Source organism: Methyloglobulus sp. (genome assembly GCF_964779595.1).
Map to the genome: position 1 here is coordinate 13236 of NZ_CBAROL010000006.1, position 15337 is coordinate 28572.

Below are 15337 nucleotides of genomic sequence, written 5' to 3' on the forward strand. Positions count from 1 at the left end.
TCATGGGCTTAATTGTATTTTTTACAGTAGCTGACTCAGGCATCCGTTAAAACGGAATATCGTCATCATAAGGTGTGTCAAAATTATCATGGCTACCGCTTTGTGGTGTCGATGGCTGTTTTTCTGATGCTTGATAGGCTTGCTGGGGTTGGCTGGATTCACTTCTTTTGCCAAGTAAATCAATAATATTGGCATTAAGTTCCAAGCTGGATTTCATCGTACCGTCATTGGCTTTGTACTCGTTTTGGGTCAATTCGCCAGAGACAAATACTAGTTGACCTTTTTTCAGATAATTTTGCAAGCCACCTTCGGCACGTTTACCAAATAGTGCCACGCGTACCCATAAAGTCTGTTGTTTGTCCCCAAAGCCGATGTTGTTGGCGACCGTCACGCTCAATACCGCCAATCCCGATGGGGTGTACCTGACTTCCGCATCGCGGCCGACCGTTCCGGTAAAACTGAATACATTGCTCATTGATTTCTCATAAGTTAAGTTAATGATACCGATATTATCATTGGGTTTTGCTATATGACCAATAGCTAATATGCCCAATCGCTGTATTCACCAATTGAATGATGCTGTTTCAGGGTATATAGTTAGAGTGCACCACAATAAACTAAGAGGAAAAATCCCATGCTCAATATCATACTATTCTTAATAATAATTGGAATCATAGTGGTTTTTGTACTCGCAAACAGGCAGCCAGACGATTTTCGTATTACCAGAACAGGCACAATAACTGCGCCTGCCTCAGCCATATTCCCCCACGTCAACAACCTACAAAACTGGGAGGCGTGGTCGCCTTGGGCAAAGCTCGATCCCAATGCCAAAAATTCCTTTGAAGGCCCATCGGAAGGAGTCGATGCAAAAATGAGCTGGGCTGGCAACAACAAGGTCGGCGTAGGCAGCATGACCGTCACCGAAAGCCGTCCTAGCGATTTCATCCAGTTCAGGCTTGAATTCCTGAAGCCGATGAAAGCTACCAACATCGCAGAATTTACCTTCAAGCCTGATGGCGATCAAACTGCCGTGACCTGGACTATGACCGGAATCAACAACTTCATGGCTAAAGTCATGGGCTTATTCATGAACTGCGACAAAATGTGCGGCGGCATGTTTGAGCAAGGTTTGGCTTCATTAAAAGCGGTAGTGGAAGCAGGCAGGTAAAAACCGAATACCTTGATAAAAGTGCGTATAGGTCAAAAAGCCCCCTTATTTTCAGTATCTGACTGGGTTCAGGGTAAGCCAACCAATTTCGACCAACTTACAGGCCAAGTCGTGTTGCTGGAAGTATTTCAGGTCAATTGCCCAGGCTGTTTCCTGTACGCCCTGCCGCAAGCGATAAGCTTGCACCAACGCTATTCAGGCAAAGGCTTAACCGTGCTTGGCATAGCCACCGCATTTGAAGATTTCGACAAAAACACCCTGGAAAATCTACTTCGGCTCGTCAAAGACCGCGAAGTCATCGGCGAAACCTTAGCTATGTTAAACCAACACGGCATCCTGGTGGATGGGCGTTTACCTTTTAGCATCCCTTTTCCGCTGGCGATGGACAGGCTGATAAAGCGGGATGCTGAGGCCAGTGAAGATGAAGTAAACGCCTTTATTGAGGAACAACTGCCCAATTTTGGAAACCAACCCAAAGCATATCAAGAAAAAGTCTTGCAACAAGTCCGAAGTTACCTGCAAAAACTGGAATATCACGCACAGACTTTTGAGCTGTTTAACCTGAAAGGGACGCCGTCCCACATTTTGGTCGATAAAAACGGAATACTGAGGGATTGCGCGTTTGGCTCACATCCAGAGCTTGAAACACAGGTGCAAAACTTATTGCAGGAATAATCGGTTCTTTGCAATTGATGTTGAAATAATACAAAAATGCCCTACAATAATGCCATAATTACGTACAAAATAAGAGGCATTATGAGTAACGTTGAATTCTTACATTCAGTTATCAACAACGAAGGTTACGTAGCTGCGAATGCACTTGCCAAAGTCTTGCATATTACCCAACATGACTTGGCAGATGTTACCGGCTTGTCGCATGATTCTGTTTCCAAAAGCGCACGGGTCAAAAGTAAGGCCACCCAAGCCAGATTAAGGGATACCGTCGAAATCATCAACCGTGTAACGGAATGGTCAGGTAGTTCAGGTCGTGCTTTTGCCTGGTTTCGATCACAACCGCTATCTTCCTTTGGCGATAAAACCGCTGAAGATCTCGTCAAAGAAGGCCGTGCCGATGCCGTTAAAACCTATCTTTCCCGAATTGCCGACGGCGGCTATGCTTGAAAATACCCACTATTGATTTTTCTGGGATCGTTTACCGCGCCCATCACCCAATGTGGTCTTACCAGCCGCTTTCGGGGGAAGGCGCTAAAAGACACGGCGGACGTTTTAACCGCTCCGGCAAAAACGCACTGTACACCTCATTAGACCCAACCACCGCCTGGATGGAGGCGCAACAAGGCTTTCCATTCAAACCGCAGCCCATGACTTTAGTCGCTTATCAAGTCGAATGCACCGATTTGGTCGATTTAACGCATCACAAAATTCAAGCCTTACTGGGGCAAACGACGGCAAGCTTGGCTTGCGCCTGGGAAGGGTTGGCATCACAAAATATGGAACCACCAAGCTGGATACTCGCCGATAAATTGCATGGCATGGGCATGGTCGGCGCAATCGTGCAAAGTTTTGCACCGGGTTGTAAGGAAGAAAACCGTAACCTGGTGTTGTGGGAATGGTCGGACACCCAACCGCATAGCATTACGGTGATCGACGATTTAGGGCGGTTACCGAAGTCTGTGGAATCCTGGCACGCTGGGAAGAAAAGCCAGGATTGAGCGTTTTTGTCGTTTAAAAATAATTCGTAGGATAGTCTGTAGGCTGGGCTGGTAAACCCAGCAAGTAGCCGGAAATGCTGGGTTTCGTACCTCAACCTAGTAGCCCTATAGCTTTCCCACAAAATCCTTCAAATACGCCTTAAAGTCGTTTTTTAGCTCTTTATGCAGCAGTCCATATTCCACATTTGCCACTAAAAAGCCCAGTTTAGCACCGCAATCGTAACGTTTTCCGTCGAATTCGTAAGCCAAAACTTGCTCGTCTTTCATTAAATCGGCTATCGCATCGGTCAACTGGATTTCGCCACCTGCACCGCGCCCGGTGTTTTTAATTTTGTCGAAAATGCCTGGATTCAAGATGTACCGGCCTACGACTGCCAAATTGGAAGGCGCGACATCCGGTTTCGGTTTTTCGACTATATGTTCGATAGCCGCGTAAGAACCGTTGCTTTCCCCCGTCCTGACGATGCCGTATTTGTCGGTTTCGGAAGGGTCTACCCTTTCCACACCTAATATAGATATCTGGGTTTGTGCGTAAAGATCGACCATTTGCTTCATGCAGCCACGTTCACCGTCTTCTATCAGGTCGTCAGGCAAGATGACAGCAAACGGTTCGTCGCCGACCGCAGGCAGGGCGCAATAAACCGCGTGACCCAGCCCTAACGCTTCAGGCTGGCGGATAAATACGCACTTGATATGGGGCGGAATAATGCTACGCAGCAAATTAAGGATTTCGGTTTTATTTCTGGCTTCGAGCTCCTTTTCCATTTCATACGCTTTATCGTAATGATCCATAATGGAATTTTTACTACGTCCGGTAATAAAAATCATCGTATCAATACCTGCTGCAATGGATTCTTCCACAGCATATTGCATCAGTGGCTTATCCACGATAGGCAGCATTTCTTTGGGGACGGCTTTGGTTGCGGGCAAAAAGCGTGTGCCTAAACCAGCAACGGGAAAAACGACTTTGGTAACTTTTTTGGTCATGTGTCTTCCTAAGTGACTAATAAATAATGATTAATAAATGATTTCTTCAGGCATTCAGGGTGCTATTTCGAACAGCAATCTTAGCTACCTATACGTTTAATTCTAGCATTCCCAATGATAAACGCTTATGTTTTTGGTCTGCTTAAACTGGAAGGATAGCAAGTTTTTAATAATAAGTAAGACCTTAGCAGATTCACGAAAAATCGTTACCAAAAACGCAAAAGTTATGGCTGGACATTCAGCCATTGGCTCACTATGATGCTATTAACGCTCTTGTGTGCGTACAGATAACAATAATCAACTGATAATTACCTTGAGGAGATTTTTATGTTAGAAAATCAACAGTCAGCGCCCAATTTCAGATCATTCAATCAAAATCATCAAATGGTCAGCTTGTCTGATTACAACGGTGAAAAAAACGTCATCCTATATTTTTACCCCAAAGACGACACCCCAGGCTGCACCATAGAAGCCAATGATTTTACCGCGATGGCAAGCGAATTCGCCGCATTGGATACAGTCGTCATCGGCGTTAGCAAAGATTCTTGCGAAAGCCATACTGCTTTTATCGACAAATTCGGCCTGAAAGTGGATTTGTTGGCGGATACGTCGGGTGAATTGTGCGAGCTGTACAATGTGTGGCGGGAACGTGAGAAAAACGGCGTGAAAAGCATGGCGATCTTGCGTTCAACGTTTATTATTGATAAACAAGGCAAATTGGTTGATGTGGAGTACGGGGTCAATCATGAAGGTCATGCCCAGGCTGTATTGGAAAAAATTAAAGCTTTGTAAATTAGGGGAACTTCTTGCCGTTCGTCCTGAGCTTGTCGAAGGACTTAGTCAGGTCTTCCTTGAAACATTAAAATTAGCAAGTTACGTAAGATAGGAAATTATGGCAGTCGCAGGAATAAACCACATTAACATTGAAGTTAGCGCAGAACAACTGCCTAAAGTAAAAGCGTTTTATGAGGATGTGTTGGGCTTGAAGCTAGGGTTCAGGGCAAAATCCAAACGGGATGGCGCGTGGTTATATGCAGGCAACACACCTGTGATCCATTTGTCCGTCACCGAAGACTGGATGAACGAAGCCGACAAAATCCATTTTAACCACGTCGCCTTCGCGTGTACCGGTTTGGCAGAGTTTATGGTGGATTTTAGCAAGAAAAATATTCCGCATACGCTGGAACAACGATCTTTAGCGGATAGGGAAATGACACAGATTTTTTTGTATGATCCCGTCGGCATCAAGATAGAACTTAATTTTGCGGGTGAAGCATTGTCTTAATTTGATAGGAGTATCAGCATGATACCTGAACAGACATTGGATTTAACGGGTAAAGTCGCCCTCATAAGCGGGGCGGCAGTTGGCATAGGTCGGGCGTGTGCCTTGACATTAGGCAGAGCCGGGGCTTTTGTCGGTATTAATTACCACACCAGTAAGGACGCAGCCGAAACCCTGATGGAGACATTCGCCCTGCAAAATCTCAAAGGGATGCTGTTACCCGCCGATTTAACCGACGAAGACCAAGCCAATGCGGTCGTTGATAAGCTGGTTGCAGAAACCGGACGGTTGGACATTCTGGTCAACAACAGCGGCGGCTTGGTCAAACGCGCAAAAATCGAAGAAACTACCCTGGATAACTGGCGCAAATCACTGGATATAAACCTGACCAGCGCATTTTTGGTGACCAAACACGCCATCCCACACTTACGTAATACCGGCAGCGGCCGTATCGTCAACCTGCTGTCCTTGTCCGTACAGACCGGCGGTGCGAACGGTGCTGGTGCTTACGCCGCACCCAAAGGCGGACTGATGGTATTCACCCACACCCTGGCAAAAGAACTCGCCCCGCACGTCCGCACCAACTCCGTCATGCCCGGCACCGTAGAAACCCAGCACCACGAAATCCACTCCACCCCCGAAATGCTGGAAAACTACCGCAAACAAACCCCGTTAGGGCGTAATACAATGGCTGAGGAAGTTGCTAGCTCGGTGCTTTTCCTGGTCAGCGATATGTCGTCGCATATTAATGGTGCTTTGATTGATATTAGTGGTGGACGGTTTTTGCGTTGAATATTGAAATTACCTAATTACAGTGTAAGGCGACATCAGGTAAGTTTATATTGACGCGTGTTTCTGGTCAGCCAGTAGATGACGCTGAACTTTTGGCTGACTTAAAGCGCGTCGCCGAAATAATCGGTGCTTCGACAGTATCTCAGCAGAAATACAACGAATGTGGTCAATACGATGTCAGCACTGTTCACAGACGCTTTGGTTCTTGGAACAATGCCCTACTTAAAGTCGGCCTTTCTCTCTCAAATGAAGTCAACATCTCCGATGAGCGCTTATTTGAGAATATTTTGATACTTTGGCAACATGATGGTCGACAACCCCGACGTAGCGAGCTTGCAAAACCACCTTCAACAATTTCCCAATACCCTTACAATAGACGATTCGGTTCTTGGACTGCGGCATTAGAAGCTTTCATTGAGTATGCTAACGTTAATGGAACTGAAGCACCCGTAGCCGTAGAAAAAAATGTAAACGAACCTAAGACGGCGCGCGACCCATCGCTTCGGCTTCGCTGGCATGTTTTACAGAGAGACCGATTTACTTGCTGCACTTGCGGGGCAAGCCCTGCTCTATCGCCTGGTGTCGAACTTCATGTTGACCATATAGTCCCCTGGAGCAAGGGTGGCGAAACGTTTTTGTACAATCTGCAAACACTCTGCTCGATGTGTAACCTTGGAAAATCTAATGTTCACTCAGCAAAGTAGCAAGGTAGGGTGCATTCCATGCACCAAAAAACCATAAACCAAAAGACTGCCGAATTTGGTAACATTCAAAACACCAATGTTTTTGGTGCGTAAAACGCACCCTATTTACTTTGATATAAGTATTAATAGTTTCATAAGTTCTTGCACCTTTTCATGCCTCAAACACTACTAATACATGCATCTTACATGCGACAACTTATGAAACTATTGATATTGTCGGGGTTGCAATAGCACAAAGTTAAAAGGGATATGGGGTATAATTGCACTCAATTTCGTTATTTATGTCACTGTGCATGGCTCAGTTTTTTGCAATACACCCTGAAAATCCGCAATTACGTTTGATTCATCGTGCCGTGGAAATCATCCAGAACGGCGGCGTTATTGCTTATCCAACCGATTCGTCTTATGCGCTGGCTTGTCATATTGGTGATAAACAGGCGTTGGATAAAATACGCCGTATCCGGCAATTGGATGACAAACACGATTTTACGTTGATTTGTATGGATTTGACCCAGGTCTCTACATTTACCAAAATGGGCAATAATGCCCACCGACTGATTAAGGCTTTAACACCGGGGCCGTTCACGTTTATTCTGGATGCAACTCGTGAAGTGCCGCGCCGTTTGCAACATCCCAATAAAAAGACCATTGGTATCCGTATCCCTAACCACCCTATCGCACAATTACTGGTCAAAGAATTGCAAGAACCCTTATTCAGTTCTACGTTAATATTGCCTGGGGACGATGAAGGCTTGACTGATCCTTACGAAATCCGCGAACGATTGGAATATGAATTAGATTTGGTCATAGATGCTGGTGTGATACCGTACGAAGAGACCACAATCATCGCATTTACCGATCATGATCCCGAAATCATACGGCAAGGCAAAGGCATTGCGGCTATGCTGAATTAACAGGAATTAAAACCATAATGAATGAATTAACAATGGTGCAGCGCATAGCCGTCTGGCTATTGCCGGTCGTCTTTGCGATTACCGTGCATGAGGCGGCACACGGTTGGGTGGCAAAAAAATATGGCGATAGCACGGCGGATAGATTGGGGCGGCTGACTTTAAATCCCATCAAACATATTGACCCGCTAGGCACGATTATTCTTCCAGGCTTGTTGCTGCTAACTGGCACGGGATTCATTTTTGGTTGGGCAAAGCCTGTACCTGTTGATGCCCGTAACTTTAAAAAACCCTTGCACGATATGGCGATTGTTGCCTTAGCAGGACCTATTTCAAATATACTCATGGCCGTGTTCTGGGCATTACTTGCCCGTATTGGTGTTACGATAGGTGCAAGTGCGGAAAGTGTTTCTTTACCGCTGATTTACACAGGTATTGCAGGCATTTCCATTAACCTCGTGTTGGCGTTAATCAACCTGTTACCTATACCACCGTTAGATGGCAGTCGTGTGCTAACGGGCATTCTGCCCCCCAGATTGGCTTGGAAATACAATCAATTAGAGAAATATGGTTTCATAATTTTGCTAATTTTACTGTATACCAAAGTATTGAATATTATTCTTGCTTATCCTATGTACATAGCCCAAAACCTGTTTTTGTCGTTAGCTGGGCTGAATTAAATTCTTGAGATGTGTCCTTAGCCATTGACTTATTTTGTTGAAATAAAGCAATGAATATGCCCGAAAGCACTATCAAACGACCGACAGCGCCGTCAGCTTATGCGATAGTCAATGGTGCGCCGTTCAACCAGCTGCCGGAAGACTTATATATACCGCCGGATGCGCTGGAGGTGTTCCTTGAGTTATTTGAAGGGCCGTTGGATTTATTGCTGTACTTGATAAGGCGGCAAAATGTTGACATTATCAACATACCGATAGCCCAGATAACGCATCAGTACATTGCTTATATTCAAGTGATGGGTACTATGAAAATGGAATTGGCGGCAGAATATCTGGTGATGGCGGCGGTGCTGGCCGAAATAAAGTCCAGAATGTTACTGCCCAGGCAATCGGAGTCGGAAGACGAGGAAGAAGACCCTAGGGCGACTTTGATACGCAGATTACAGGAATACGAGTGCATTAAAAGCGTTGCCGAGGAAATCGACCTGATGCCACGGTTGGAACGCGATATTTTTGTCGCCGTCGTTGATGTCTCGAAATTGAATATCGAACAAGTACTGCCTGACATCCAGCTAAATGAAATGCTGTTGGCATTTCAGGATGTCTTGAAACGGGTTGAGCAACTCAGCCACCATCACATCACTAAAGAGCCGTTATCTGTCCGTGAACGAATGTCAGCCATTTTGGAAAACCTTAAAGGAGCGGATAGTCTCCTTTTTTCGCAACTTTTCTTCAGAAAAGAAGGACGACAAGGGGTCGTCGTCTCGTTTCTGGCGATCCTCGAACTCAGTAAAGAGCGTCTCATTGACATCTTCCAGTCCGAGCCTTACGCAGAGCTGCGAGTTAGAACTGCCAGCTCCACCCACTCCCTTGATAGAAATGGTGGAGTTGACGGAATTGGTGAAAGCGGTGGAATTACCGCAAGTACTGCCGGATCCGGTCATTGAAATACTGGATGTCAACATGGAAATAAAACGCATCGTTGAAGCCATCATTTTTGCTGCTAACCGTCCTATGACCATCAAGCAGATTCAACAAGTGTTCCCTGAAATTGAACAGCCGGAAACCATTGAGATACTGGGAGCAATCGAATCCATCACCGAAGATTATCGTGACCGCCCCATTGAATTAAAGCACGTTGCCAGTGGTTATCGTTTTCAAGTCAGGCAGGAACTGTCCCGCTGGGTATCGCGTTTGTTCGAGGAAAAACCGCCACGCTATTCCCGCGCCTTGCTAGAAACGCTGGCGATTATCGCTTACCGCCAGCCCGTGACACGCGGTGATATTGAAGACATACGTGGCGTTAGCGTCAGCACCAGCATTATCCAAACCTTGTTGGAGCGAGACTGGATCAAGGTGGTCGCCCATAAGGAAGCCCCAGGCCGTCCTGGTTTATACGGCACGACCAAACAATTTCTGGATTATTTTAATGTTACCACCCTAAACGATCTACCGACGTTGCAAGAGATACAAGACCTTGATTTATCGTTAGATAACCCGCAACACATCCTACAGGAAGAGAGTGAAGAACAAACCACCGACGAGCAAGACAACAGCACCCAAGCGACCGCCGACAACCAAGAAGATATTGGCGAAGAACTCGGCGAAACTACAGCCGTCTGAACCGATTACGACCAGGAAAATCGACAGCAGTGAGGTCGATCTGGGTGAGCGCATCCAAAAAGTGCTGGCGCGAGGCGGTATTGGCTCAAGGCGGGAAATTGAAGGTTGGATAAGCGAAGGTCGGTTGAAAATCAAGGGCGTTACGGTATCTTTGGGTACGCGCATCAAAACTGGCGATTATTTAACCATTAATGACCGCGTAGTACTGTGGGAAAAATTCACCATCCAGCCTACGCGGGTCTTGCTGTACCACAAACCAGTCGGGGAAGTTGTAACCCGCCGCGATCCAGAAGGTCGTCCCGTTGTTTTCACCCAATTGCCGAGTTTAAACGCATCGAGATGGATAGCGGTAGGTCGTCTTGACATCAATACTTCTGGTTTGTTGCTGGTCACCAATAACGGCGAATTGGCTAATAAACTGATGCACCCGTCCACCCAAATTGAACGCGAATATGCGGTGCGGCTTTTGGGTGAAATTCCTGATGCTGTCATGGCAAGGCTTAAGCAAGGCGTAGAACTTGAAGACGGCATCGCCAAATTTGATGATATTCGTTTCTATGCGGGCGAAGGTGCTAATAAATGGTATTACGTGACCGTTAAAGAAGGCCGCAATCGGCTAGTCAGGCGCTTATGGGAATCGCAGAATATTGTGGTCAGCCGCTTGATGCGAGTACGTTATGGGCCAGTGGTGTTGCCAGAACGTTTAAAGGCGCATTCTTTTCATGAATTAGATGCTAAAGAACTTGCGTTACTTTTTGAATTTGCTGGAATGCAGGAAGAACAATTTCAAACACCCATTAAACCTGACACAAAAAGACCCAATAGGTAAGCAGAATAAATAGCGGATGTCAGTTACAAAAAACTGGTTATAAGCGACTACTCATCTTCCAGGAGGTAAAGGTCTTCTATCAATGTCCGCTCCCCTGGCGTTAACCAAATGCGTTGTACTTCAGGTTCAACATTGCTTGGGGCAACAGGTAGCACACGACGGTCACTGGTTTTTCGCCGCTCCTCCAAACTTTGTTCTGTTGGCTTTTGCGCCTTGGGTGATCGACGTAATTTTTTACGTAAATCGGTCACGTTTAAGTTCATTTACCTTTAACCTCATTCTATCTGGCTATAAGTTTAGTTGAAAAATACGGATAGTGTTTTGTGTTTTGGTACTAGAAGAGCATCTAATCCACCCCGAACTTTCGACATCAGCTGTGTGTAAAAGTGCCAATGCTAACTGTACTAAAATGAATCTGCCAAAGCGTTAAGCATTTCACTACCATGATTAAATACATGCCAGCCATCACCCAACAACACGGTTTTAATTCCTGGTAAATCAGCCATTCGTTGTACAGATTGCTTGGCCTGGATAACATCAGTAAGTTTAGCTTCGGGTAGCATGCACAGCTCACCAGCGATATGACCACGGATTAAATCGCCAGTAATCAGGGTGCTATCTTCCAACACCAGAGCCAACTCACCCGGTGTTTTTGAGCCACCAAGTTGATACACAACCAACCCAGGAACAATCTCTTCCATATCGTGCAACCAATGTTCGCAAGCGAATGGGAAGCTATCTTGTTCAAGTGCTGGACCATACAAAACAGCACCCGTTACTTTGGCGATATGAAAAGCATCACGGCAGTGGTCACTATTGGTGACAATGATAAACTTTGCTCCACCCAGTTGCCGCAAATGGTTTTGGTCATGCGCTGATAAGGGCAAAGGATCGAACAACACATTGCCGTCCACGCGCACCCAAAGCACACTGTGAAAATCCAGGTTACGTTCAGGGTTAAATTCCGACCAGCCAAACAAATCTTTTCTGTGTAATTGTTTCATATCGTTATCTCCAACGGTGCTGAGTATCTTAAGTTATCAAGATTTATCCATCTTTTGTTACACGGGGGGACAAGTGCGCTGTGCCATCTCTAATTCACTCTATCCACTTTCACCAGAATATGCAGATTGTTTTGCCCTGACTGGTTATTGTAACCAAACGGCGTATTACCGCTACTTTGTGTGTTTTCATTAACGCCGCCTAAATCGACCCATTCACCCAGGTTTGCCCTGATGGAGGTATTGGCTTCCTGGGTTTGGAATTGACCTTGAGCATTGATATTATCCGACCAAGGCGACACGTCCAACATGACCTGTTGTCCTACCAATCTAGGTGTTACCTCAAATCCGGTCGTGGCTTCGACCAATTGGGTAGATCGGCTTTCATAAGGATAACCATAGCCGTCACGGTAGGTTTGATAGTTTGTTATTGGGACAATATTACCCACTTTGATGTGTGCCGGAATGCCTTCTAACGTCCTGATAGTTTGAGTGTTTTGGCGATTATTCTGGTCTTGGTATTGATTGTAATAACCTTGCACATTGCCCCTAACATTACCAGGTTGTTGCAGCGGCACTTGGATGTCGAAACCAATACCCGCATTGAGTTGTGCGGCAGTGACATCGCGGCTTTGGATGACGGTAATCAGCAGGTTATTCAGCGGGTTATCCAGTTTACGGATAATGTTAGTGATGGTTTGCACACGCTCCGACGTAGTCTTTACGATAAGCGAATCGCCATTGGCGACAATTTGGTCGGTGTTCTCCAGCAAAGGCATGAGCAAAGGCTGGATTTCAGACGCGGGGCGGTTGTAGACAGAAATGACTTCGACAACGGATTCCGCCAAGGCTAGGGTTGAAACCATAAACAGCAACAGCAGCAAAGTTAATTGTTGGTTGTTCACAAAGTCGTCTCCTATTGTTGTACCTTTGCCCCATAGTGTAACAATTATAGTTCTGGCTTTGAGAAGTTTTAAATTTCCGTTCGCTTTGTACCTGTCGTAATGCGGTGTGTGCTTGGACAAGGCTCTACTGATTCTATCAAAGAGTCCAAAACAATAACAGGCGGAGACTATTTATGCCATCGTATGGACATAATGCCGTTAACTTTAACTGTTACCCCGATGGGTATTGCAACCTAGTAGTCGATCCGCCTATGAATAAATGCCCTCAAAGTTGTGTTAAACTTTATCTGAATTGGAATTGGAATTGGAATTGGAATTGGAATTGGAATTGGAATTGGACTGAATTAACGCGGCTCTATTATAGTAAGCGAAACTATTGATTCGACCTTGTGAAGTATTAACTACCGTTGAGCCTGTCGAAAGATGCTGTGTGCTTCGACAAGCTCAAGGCGAACGGTTCAAACATTAAAAGGCCGAACCAATAAGAGGGCGATGCGGAATGCAAGCAATTATTCGATAGGATTTTTTGAGTCATGGCTGAACTGCAACAGAAAAAATATCAAAGCGAGAATTTATCGCTTTTCGCCAATATCAGGGATGATATTCCGGCAGGGATCGCCGTGTTTTTGGTCAGTGTGCCATTGTCTTTGGGCATTGCCTTGGCATCGGGTGCGCCACTGTTTGCGGGTCTAATCACGGGCATCGTGGGCGGCTTGGTGGTTGCGCCTTTGAGTGGCTCGGCTTTGGGTATCAGCGGTACGGCAGCTGGGCTTTCGTTGATTGTGTTGCCCGCCATCCAAAGCCTGGGCTTTAACGGGTTCTTGCTCGCGGCCATCGTCGCGGGGGTGCTGCAAATCGTCATGGGGTTGGCGCGGGCGGGTGTAATTGCATATTACTTTCCGTCATCCGTCACCAGCGGAATGCTGACAGGCATCGGCATCATTATCTTTTTGAAGCAAATCCCCCATGCCATCGGCTACGATAAGGATTACGAAGGTGATTTCGACTTTGCCCAAGCGGACGATTACTCGTCTTTCAGCGAGTTGTTTCACATGTTGGGCAGCCTTCAACTCGGCGCGGTCTTGATCGCTATCGTATCTTTGTCGATTATCTTGCTGTGGGAAAGGTCGACCATGCAACAGCAAAAGTTTGCCCAGCTGCTGCAAGCACCCTTAGTGGCGGTGTTGTTTGCGGTTGTAATAAATGAATGGCTGCGGCAGTTTTATCCCGGGCTTGCTTTAGGTGAAAACCATTTGGTGGAGATCCCTGTTGTGCAGGATATTCCGTCCTTGTTGCAGCAATTGCATTTCCCTGATTTTGCCCAGCGAGCCAATTTGCAGGTTTATGGGGTGGGCATTACTTTGGCAATCGTGGCGAGCGTGGAAACCTTGCTTTCGGTTGAGGCGGTTGACAAGCTCGACCCCTACAAGCGGGTCACACCATCAGACCTGGAATTGATCGCCCAAGGCGTAGGCAATATCTGCTCCGCCTTGCTGGGCGGTTTGCCCATGACCCAAGTCATCGTCCGTAGTTCCATCAACGTCCAGTCCAACGCAAAAACCAAGTTGGCGGGGATCGTCAATGGCTTGTTGCTGTTGGTGTCGATCCTTTTGGCACCTACGTTGTTGAACAAAATCCCGCTGGCGAGTTTGGCAGCCATCCTGTTGGTAGTCGGTTATAAGCTGGCTACACAAACGGCTTTTAAAGCCCTGTACCAATCGGGCTGGTATCAGTTCATCCCTTTTTGTGCCACAGTATTGGGCTTGGTGTTCACCAATATCTTGTTCGGCATCGTCATTGGCCTGGTCGTCTCGCTCTTTGCCATTTTGCTGGAAAACTTTAAAAGCGCGACTTATTTCAAGGAAATGCAAATCGGCAACAAGACCATTATCCGGTTAGCCGAACACGTTTCTTTCCTCAACCGGGCAAATATCCAGCAGACTTTGGAAGCCTTGCCGCCCAACAGCGAGGTGGTGATAGACGCAACGCGATCCCAATATATCGACTACGATGTACATGAAATCATCCAAAATTTCAAAAGCGAAGCTCACCACAAGCACATCAAGATAATCCTGGAAAACATGCGCGGTTTTGGTTCCCTGCCGCCGCTCGAAAATGTCAGAACGCACACTTACGAGACCCAGAAATCATTAACGCCAAACCAAGTATTGGACTTGCTAAAAGAAGGCAATGAACGCTTCGTCAACAATCTTAAATCCAACCGTAACCTGTTGGAACAAGTGAACGACACCAGCGACGGTCAATTCCCCATCGCCATCATCTTAAGCTGCATGGATTCGCGGACATCGGTCGAACTCATTTTCGATTTTGGTCTGGGCGATGTGTTCAGCACCCGTGTTGCGGGCAACATCATCAACGACGATATTTTAGGCAGCATGGAGTTTGCTTGCAAATTGGCAGGTTCAAAGTTGATCGTGGTGCTGGGTCATACCCATTGTGGCGCAATAAAAGGTGCGGTCGCCAATGCTCAATTGGATCATCTGACCGGCTTGTTATCCAAAATAAAACCTGCGATTGACTGTGTTCACCAAGATATTTCGCCTTCCGGCGGATTAAGTAAGGACGATTTTGTGCAAAAGGTGGCGGACAAAAATGTCCAACTCATCGTTGGGCATGTCAGGAAGAAAAGTCAGCTTCTTGCCGCAATGGAAACGGCGTGGGAGATTGCAATTATCGGCGGCATGTACGATATTGAAACGGGGAAGGTCGATTTCTTTGAAGGCGGCTAGAGCATCGTTATATTTAGTAAAATCAATGACAT

The 15337-nt window shown here is 46.3% G+C and carries 19 protein-coding genes; 14 read left to right on the forward strand and 5 right to left on the reverse strand.

Annotation, left to right across the window (positions count from 1 at the left end; all coding sequences use genetic code 11):
• Nucleotides 1-46 precede the first annotated feature (46 nt).
• Nucleotides 47-475, reverse strand: a complete 429-nt coding sequence (locus AC1YY3_RS03840; RefSeq protein WP_481824031.1) for a single-stranded DNA-binding protein — start codon at nucleotides 473-475, stop codon at nucleotides 47-49.
• Between the two features lie 201 nt (nucleotides 476-676).
• Between AC1YY3_RS03840 and AC1YY3_RS03845 the strand changes: the two genes are divergently transcribed.
• The 4 genes from AC1YY3_RS03845 to AC1YY3_RS03860 all read left to right on the forward strand — a co-directional run bounded on the left by AC1YY3_RS03845 (nucleotide 677) and on the right by AC1YY3_RS03860 (nucleotide 2841).
• Complete coding sequence (locus AC1YY3_RS03845; protein WP_482194328.1) at nucleotides 677-1168, forward strand: SRPBCC family protein; 492 nt, start codon at nucleotides 677-679, stop codon at nucleotides 1166-1168.
• Between the two features lie 21 nt (nucleotides 1169-1189).
• Entirely contained in the window at nucleotides 1190-1843 is a 654-nt protein-coding gene (locus tag AC1YY3_RS03850) for a peroxiredoxin family protein (protein ID WP_481824033.1), read from the forward strand.
• An 81-nt stretch (nucleotides 1844-1924) separates the two neighbouring features.
• On the forward strand, nucleotides 1925-2290 hold the full coding sequence (locus AC1YY3_RS03855; RefSeq protein WP_481824034.1) for an antitoxin Xre/MbcA/ParS toxin-binding domain-containing protein: 366 nt from the start codon (nucleotides 1925-1927) through the stop codon (nucleotides 2288-2290).
• Nucleotides 2287-2841, forward strand: a complete 555-nt coding sequence (locus AC1YY3_RS03860; protein WP_481824035.1) for an RES family NAD+ phosphorylase — start codon at nucleotides 2287-2289, stop codon at nucleotides 2839-2841. The genes AC1YY3_RS03855 and AC1YY3_RS03860 overlap by 4 nt, the downstream gene beginning before the upstream one ends.
• Nucleotides 2842-2946: 105 nt before the next feature.
• Here the strand turns inward: AC1YY3_RS03860 and galU are convergent, their stop codons facing one another.
• Nucleotides 2947-3828, reverse strand: coding sequence for a UTP--glucose-1-phosphate uridylyltransferase GalU (gene galU, locus AC1YY3_RS03865; RefSeq protein WP_481824036.1), 882 nt, complete (start codon nucleotides 3826-3828; stop codon nucleotides 2947-2949).
• 327 nt (nucleotides 3829-4155) lie between these two features.
• Here galU and AC1YY3_RS03870 point away from each other — a divergent pair, with 327 nt between their 5' ends.
• The 9 genes from AC1YY3_RS03870 (at nucleotide 4156) to rluB (ending at nucleotide 10649) form a co-directional block, all read left to right on the forward strand.
• The gene (locus tag AC1YY3_RS03870; protein WP_481824037.1) at nucleotides 4156-4620 is read left to right on the forward strand and encodes a peroxiredoxin; all 465 of its coding nucleotides are present in this window, start codon (nucleotides 4156-4158) and stop codon (nucleotides 4618-4620) included.
• A gap of 100 nt (nucleotides 4621-4720) precedes the next feature.
• Nucleotides 4721-5113 (forward strand): VOC family protein, encoded by a 393-nt coding sequence (locus AC1YY3_RS03875; protein ID WP_481824038.1) that lies wholly within the window; start codon nucleotides 4721-4723, stop codon nucleotides 5111-5113.
• Nucleotides 5114-5131: 18 nt separating this feature from the next.
• Entirely contained in the window at nucleotides 5132-5902 is a 771-nt protein-coding gene (locus AC1YY3_RS03880; protein WP_481824039.1) for an SDR family NAD(P)-dependent oxidoreductase, read from the forward strand.
• 50 nt (nucleotides 5903-5952) lie between these two features.
• Nucleotides 5953-6606 carry a homing endonuclease associated repeat-containing protein gene (locus AC1YY3_RS03885; protein WP_481824040.1) on the forward strand — a complete coding sequence of 218 codons (654 nt, stop codon included), beginning with the start codon at nucleotides 5953-5955 and terminating at the stop codon, nucleotides 6604-6606.
• A gap of 293 nt (nucleotides 6607-6899) precedes the next feature.
• A complete protein-coding gene (locus tag AC1YY3_RS03890) occupies nucleotides 6900-7520 on the forward strand; it encodes an L-threonylcarbamoyladenylate synthase (RefSeq protein ID WP_481824041.1) in 621 nt (206 codons plus the stop codon).
• 14 nt (nucleotides 7521-7534) lie between these two features.
• The gene (locus AC1YY3_RS03895) at nucleotides 7535-8197 is read left to right on the forward strand and encodes a site-2 protease family protein (RefSeq protein ID WP_481824073.1); all 663 of its coding nucleotides are present in this window, start codon (nucleotides 7535-7537) and stop codon (nucleotides 8195-8197) included.
• A gap of 56 nt (nucleotides 8198-8253) precedes the next feature.
• Nucleotides 8254-9144: a segregation and condensation protein A gene (locus AC1YY3_RS03900; RefSeq protein WP_481824042.1), complete on the forward strand. Its 891-nt coding sequence runs from the start codon at nucleotides 8254-8256 to the stop codon at nucleotides 9142-9144.
• On the forward strand, nucleotides 9107-9820 hold the full coding sequence (gene scpB / locus AC1YY3_RS03905; protein WP_482194329.1) for an SMC-Scp complex subunit ScpB: 714 nt from the start codon (nucleotides 9107-9109) through the stop codon (nucleotides 9818-9820). Before AC1YY3_RS03900 ends, scpB begins: the two co-directional genes overlap by 38 nt.
• The gene (gene rluB, locus AC1YY3_RS03910) at nucleotides 9720-10649 is read left to right on the forward strand and encodes a 23S rRNA pseudouridine(2605) synthase RluB (RefSeq protein WP_481824044.1); all 930 of its coding nucleotides are present in this window, start codon (nucleotides 9720-9722) and stop codon (nucleotides 10647-10649) included. Before scpB ends, rluB begins: the two co-directional genes overlap by 101 nt.
• A gap of 47 nt (nucleotides 10650-10696) precedes the next feature.
• On the opposite strand, the gene AC1YY3_RS03915 is transcribed toward rluB, so the two are convergent.
• The 3 genes from AC1YY3_RS03915 to AC1YY3_RS03925 form a co-directional block, all read right to left on the reverse strand.
• Nucleotides 10697-10912, reverse strand: coding sequence for a hypothetical protein (locus AC1YY3_RS03915; RefSeq protein ID WP_481824045.1), 216 nt, complete (start codon nucleotides 10910-10912; stop codon nucleotides 10697-10699).
• Between the two features lie 141 nt (nucleotides 10913-11053).
• Nucleotides 11054-11653 carry an MBL fold metallo-hydrolase gene (locus AC1YY3_RS03920; protein WP_481824046.1) on the reverse strand — a complete coding sequence of 200 codons (600 nt, stop codon included), beginning with the start codon at nucleotides 11651-11653 and terminating at the stop codon, nucleotides 11054-11056.
• An 89-nt stretch (nucleotides 11654-11742) separates the two neighbouring features.
• Entirely contained in the window at nucleotides 11743-12555 is an 813-nt protein-coding gene (locus AC1YY3_RS03925) for a hypothetical protein (protein WP_481824047.1), read from the reverse strand.
• Between the two features lie 533 nt (nucleotides 12556-13088).
• Between AC1YY3_RS03925 and AC1YY3_RS03930 the strand changes: the two genes are divergently transcribed.
• Nucleotides 13089-15305 carry a bifunctional SulP family inorganic anion transporter/carbonic anhydrase gene (locus AC1YY3_RS03930; protein ID WP_482194330.1) on the forward strand — a complete coding sequence of 739 codons (2217 nt, stop codon included), beginning with the start codon at nucleotides 13089-13091 and terminating at the stop codon, nucleotides 15303-15305.
• Nucleotides 15306-15337: the final 32 nt, after the last annotated feature.

Bases quoted from the DNA above. Each gene is read 5' to 3' on its own strand.
- AC1YY3_RS03900 (WP_481824042.1), top strand. From the start codon at position 8,254: ATGCCCGAAAGCACTATCAAACGACCGACAGCGCCGTCAGCTTATGCG.
- AC1YY3_RS03875 (WP_481824038.1), top strand. From the start codon at position 4,721: ATGGCAGTCGCAGGAATAAACCACATTAACATTGAAGTTAGCGCAGAA.
- AC1YY3_RS03880 (WP_481824039.1), top strand. From the start codon at position 5,132: ATGATACCTGAACAGACATTGGATTTAACGGGTAAAGTCGCCCTCATA.
- AC1YY3_RS03930 (WP_482194330.1), top strand. From the start codon at position 13,089: ATGGCTGAACTGCAACAGAAAAAATATCAAAGCGAGAATTTATCGCTT.
- AC1YY3_RS03890 (WP_481824041.1), top strand. From the start codon at position 6,900: ATGGCTCAGTTTTTTGCAATACACCCTGAAAATCCGCAATTACGTTTG.
- AC1YY3_RS03915 (WP_481824045.1), bottom strand. From the start codon at position 10,912: ATGAACTTAAACGTGACCGATTTACGTAAAAAATTACGTCGATCACCC.
- AC1YY3_RS03840 (WP_481824031.1), bottom strand. From the start codon at position 475: ATGAGCAATGTATTCAGTTTTACCGGAACGGTCGGCCGCGATGCGGAA.
- AC1YY3_RS03870 (WP_481824037.1), top strand. From the start codon at position 4,156: ATGTTAGAAAATCAACAGTCAGCGCCCAATTTCAGATCATTCAATCAA.
- AC1YY3_RS03855 (WP_481824034.1), top strand. From the start codon at position 1,925: ATGAGTAACGTTGAATTCTTACATTCAGTTATCAACAACGAAGGTTAC.
- AC1YY3_RS03920 (WP_481824046.1), bottom strand. From the start codon at position 11,653: ATGAAACAATTACACAGAAAAGATTTGTTTGGCTGGTCGGAATTTAAC.
- galU (WP_481824036.1), bottom strand. From the start codon at position 3,828: ATGACCAAAAAAGTTACCAAAGTCGTTTTTCCCGTTGCTGGTTTAGGC.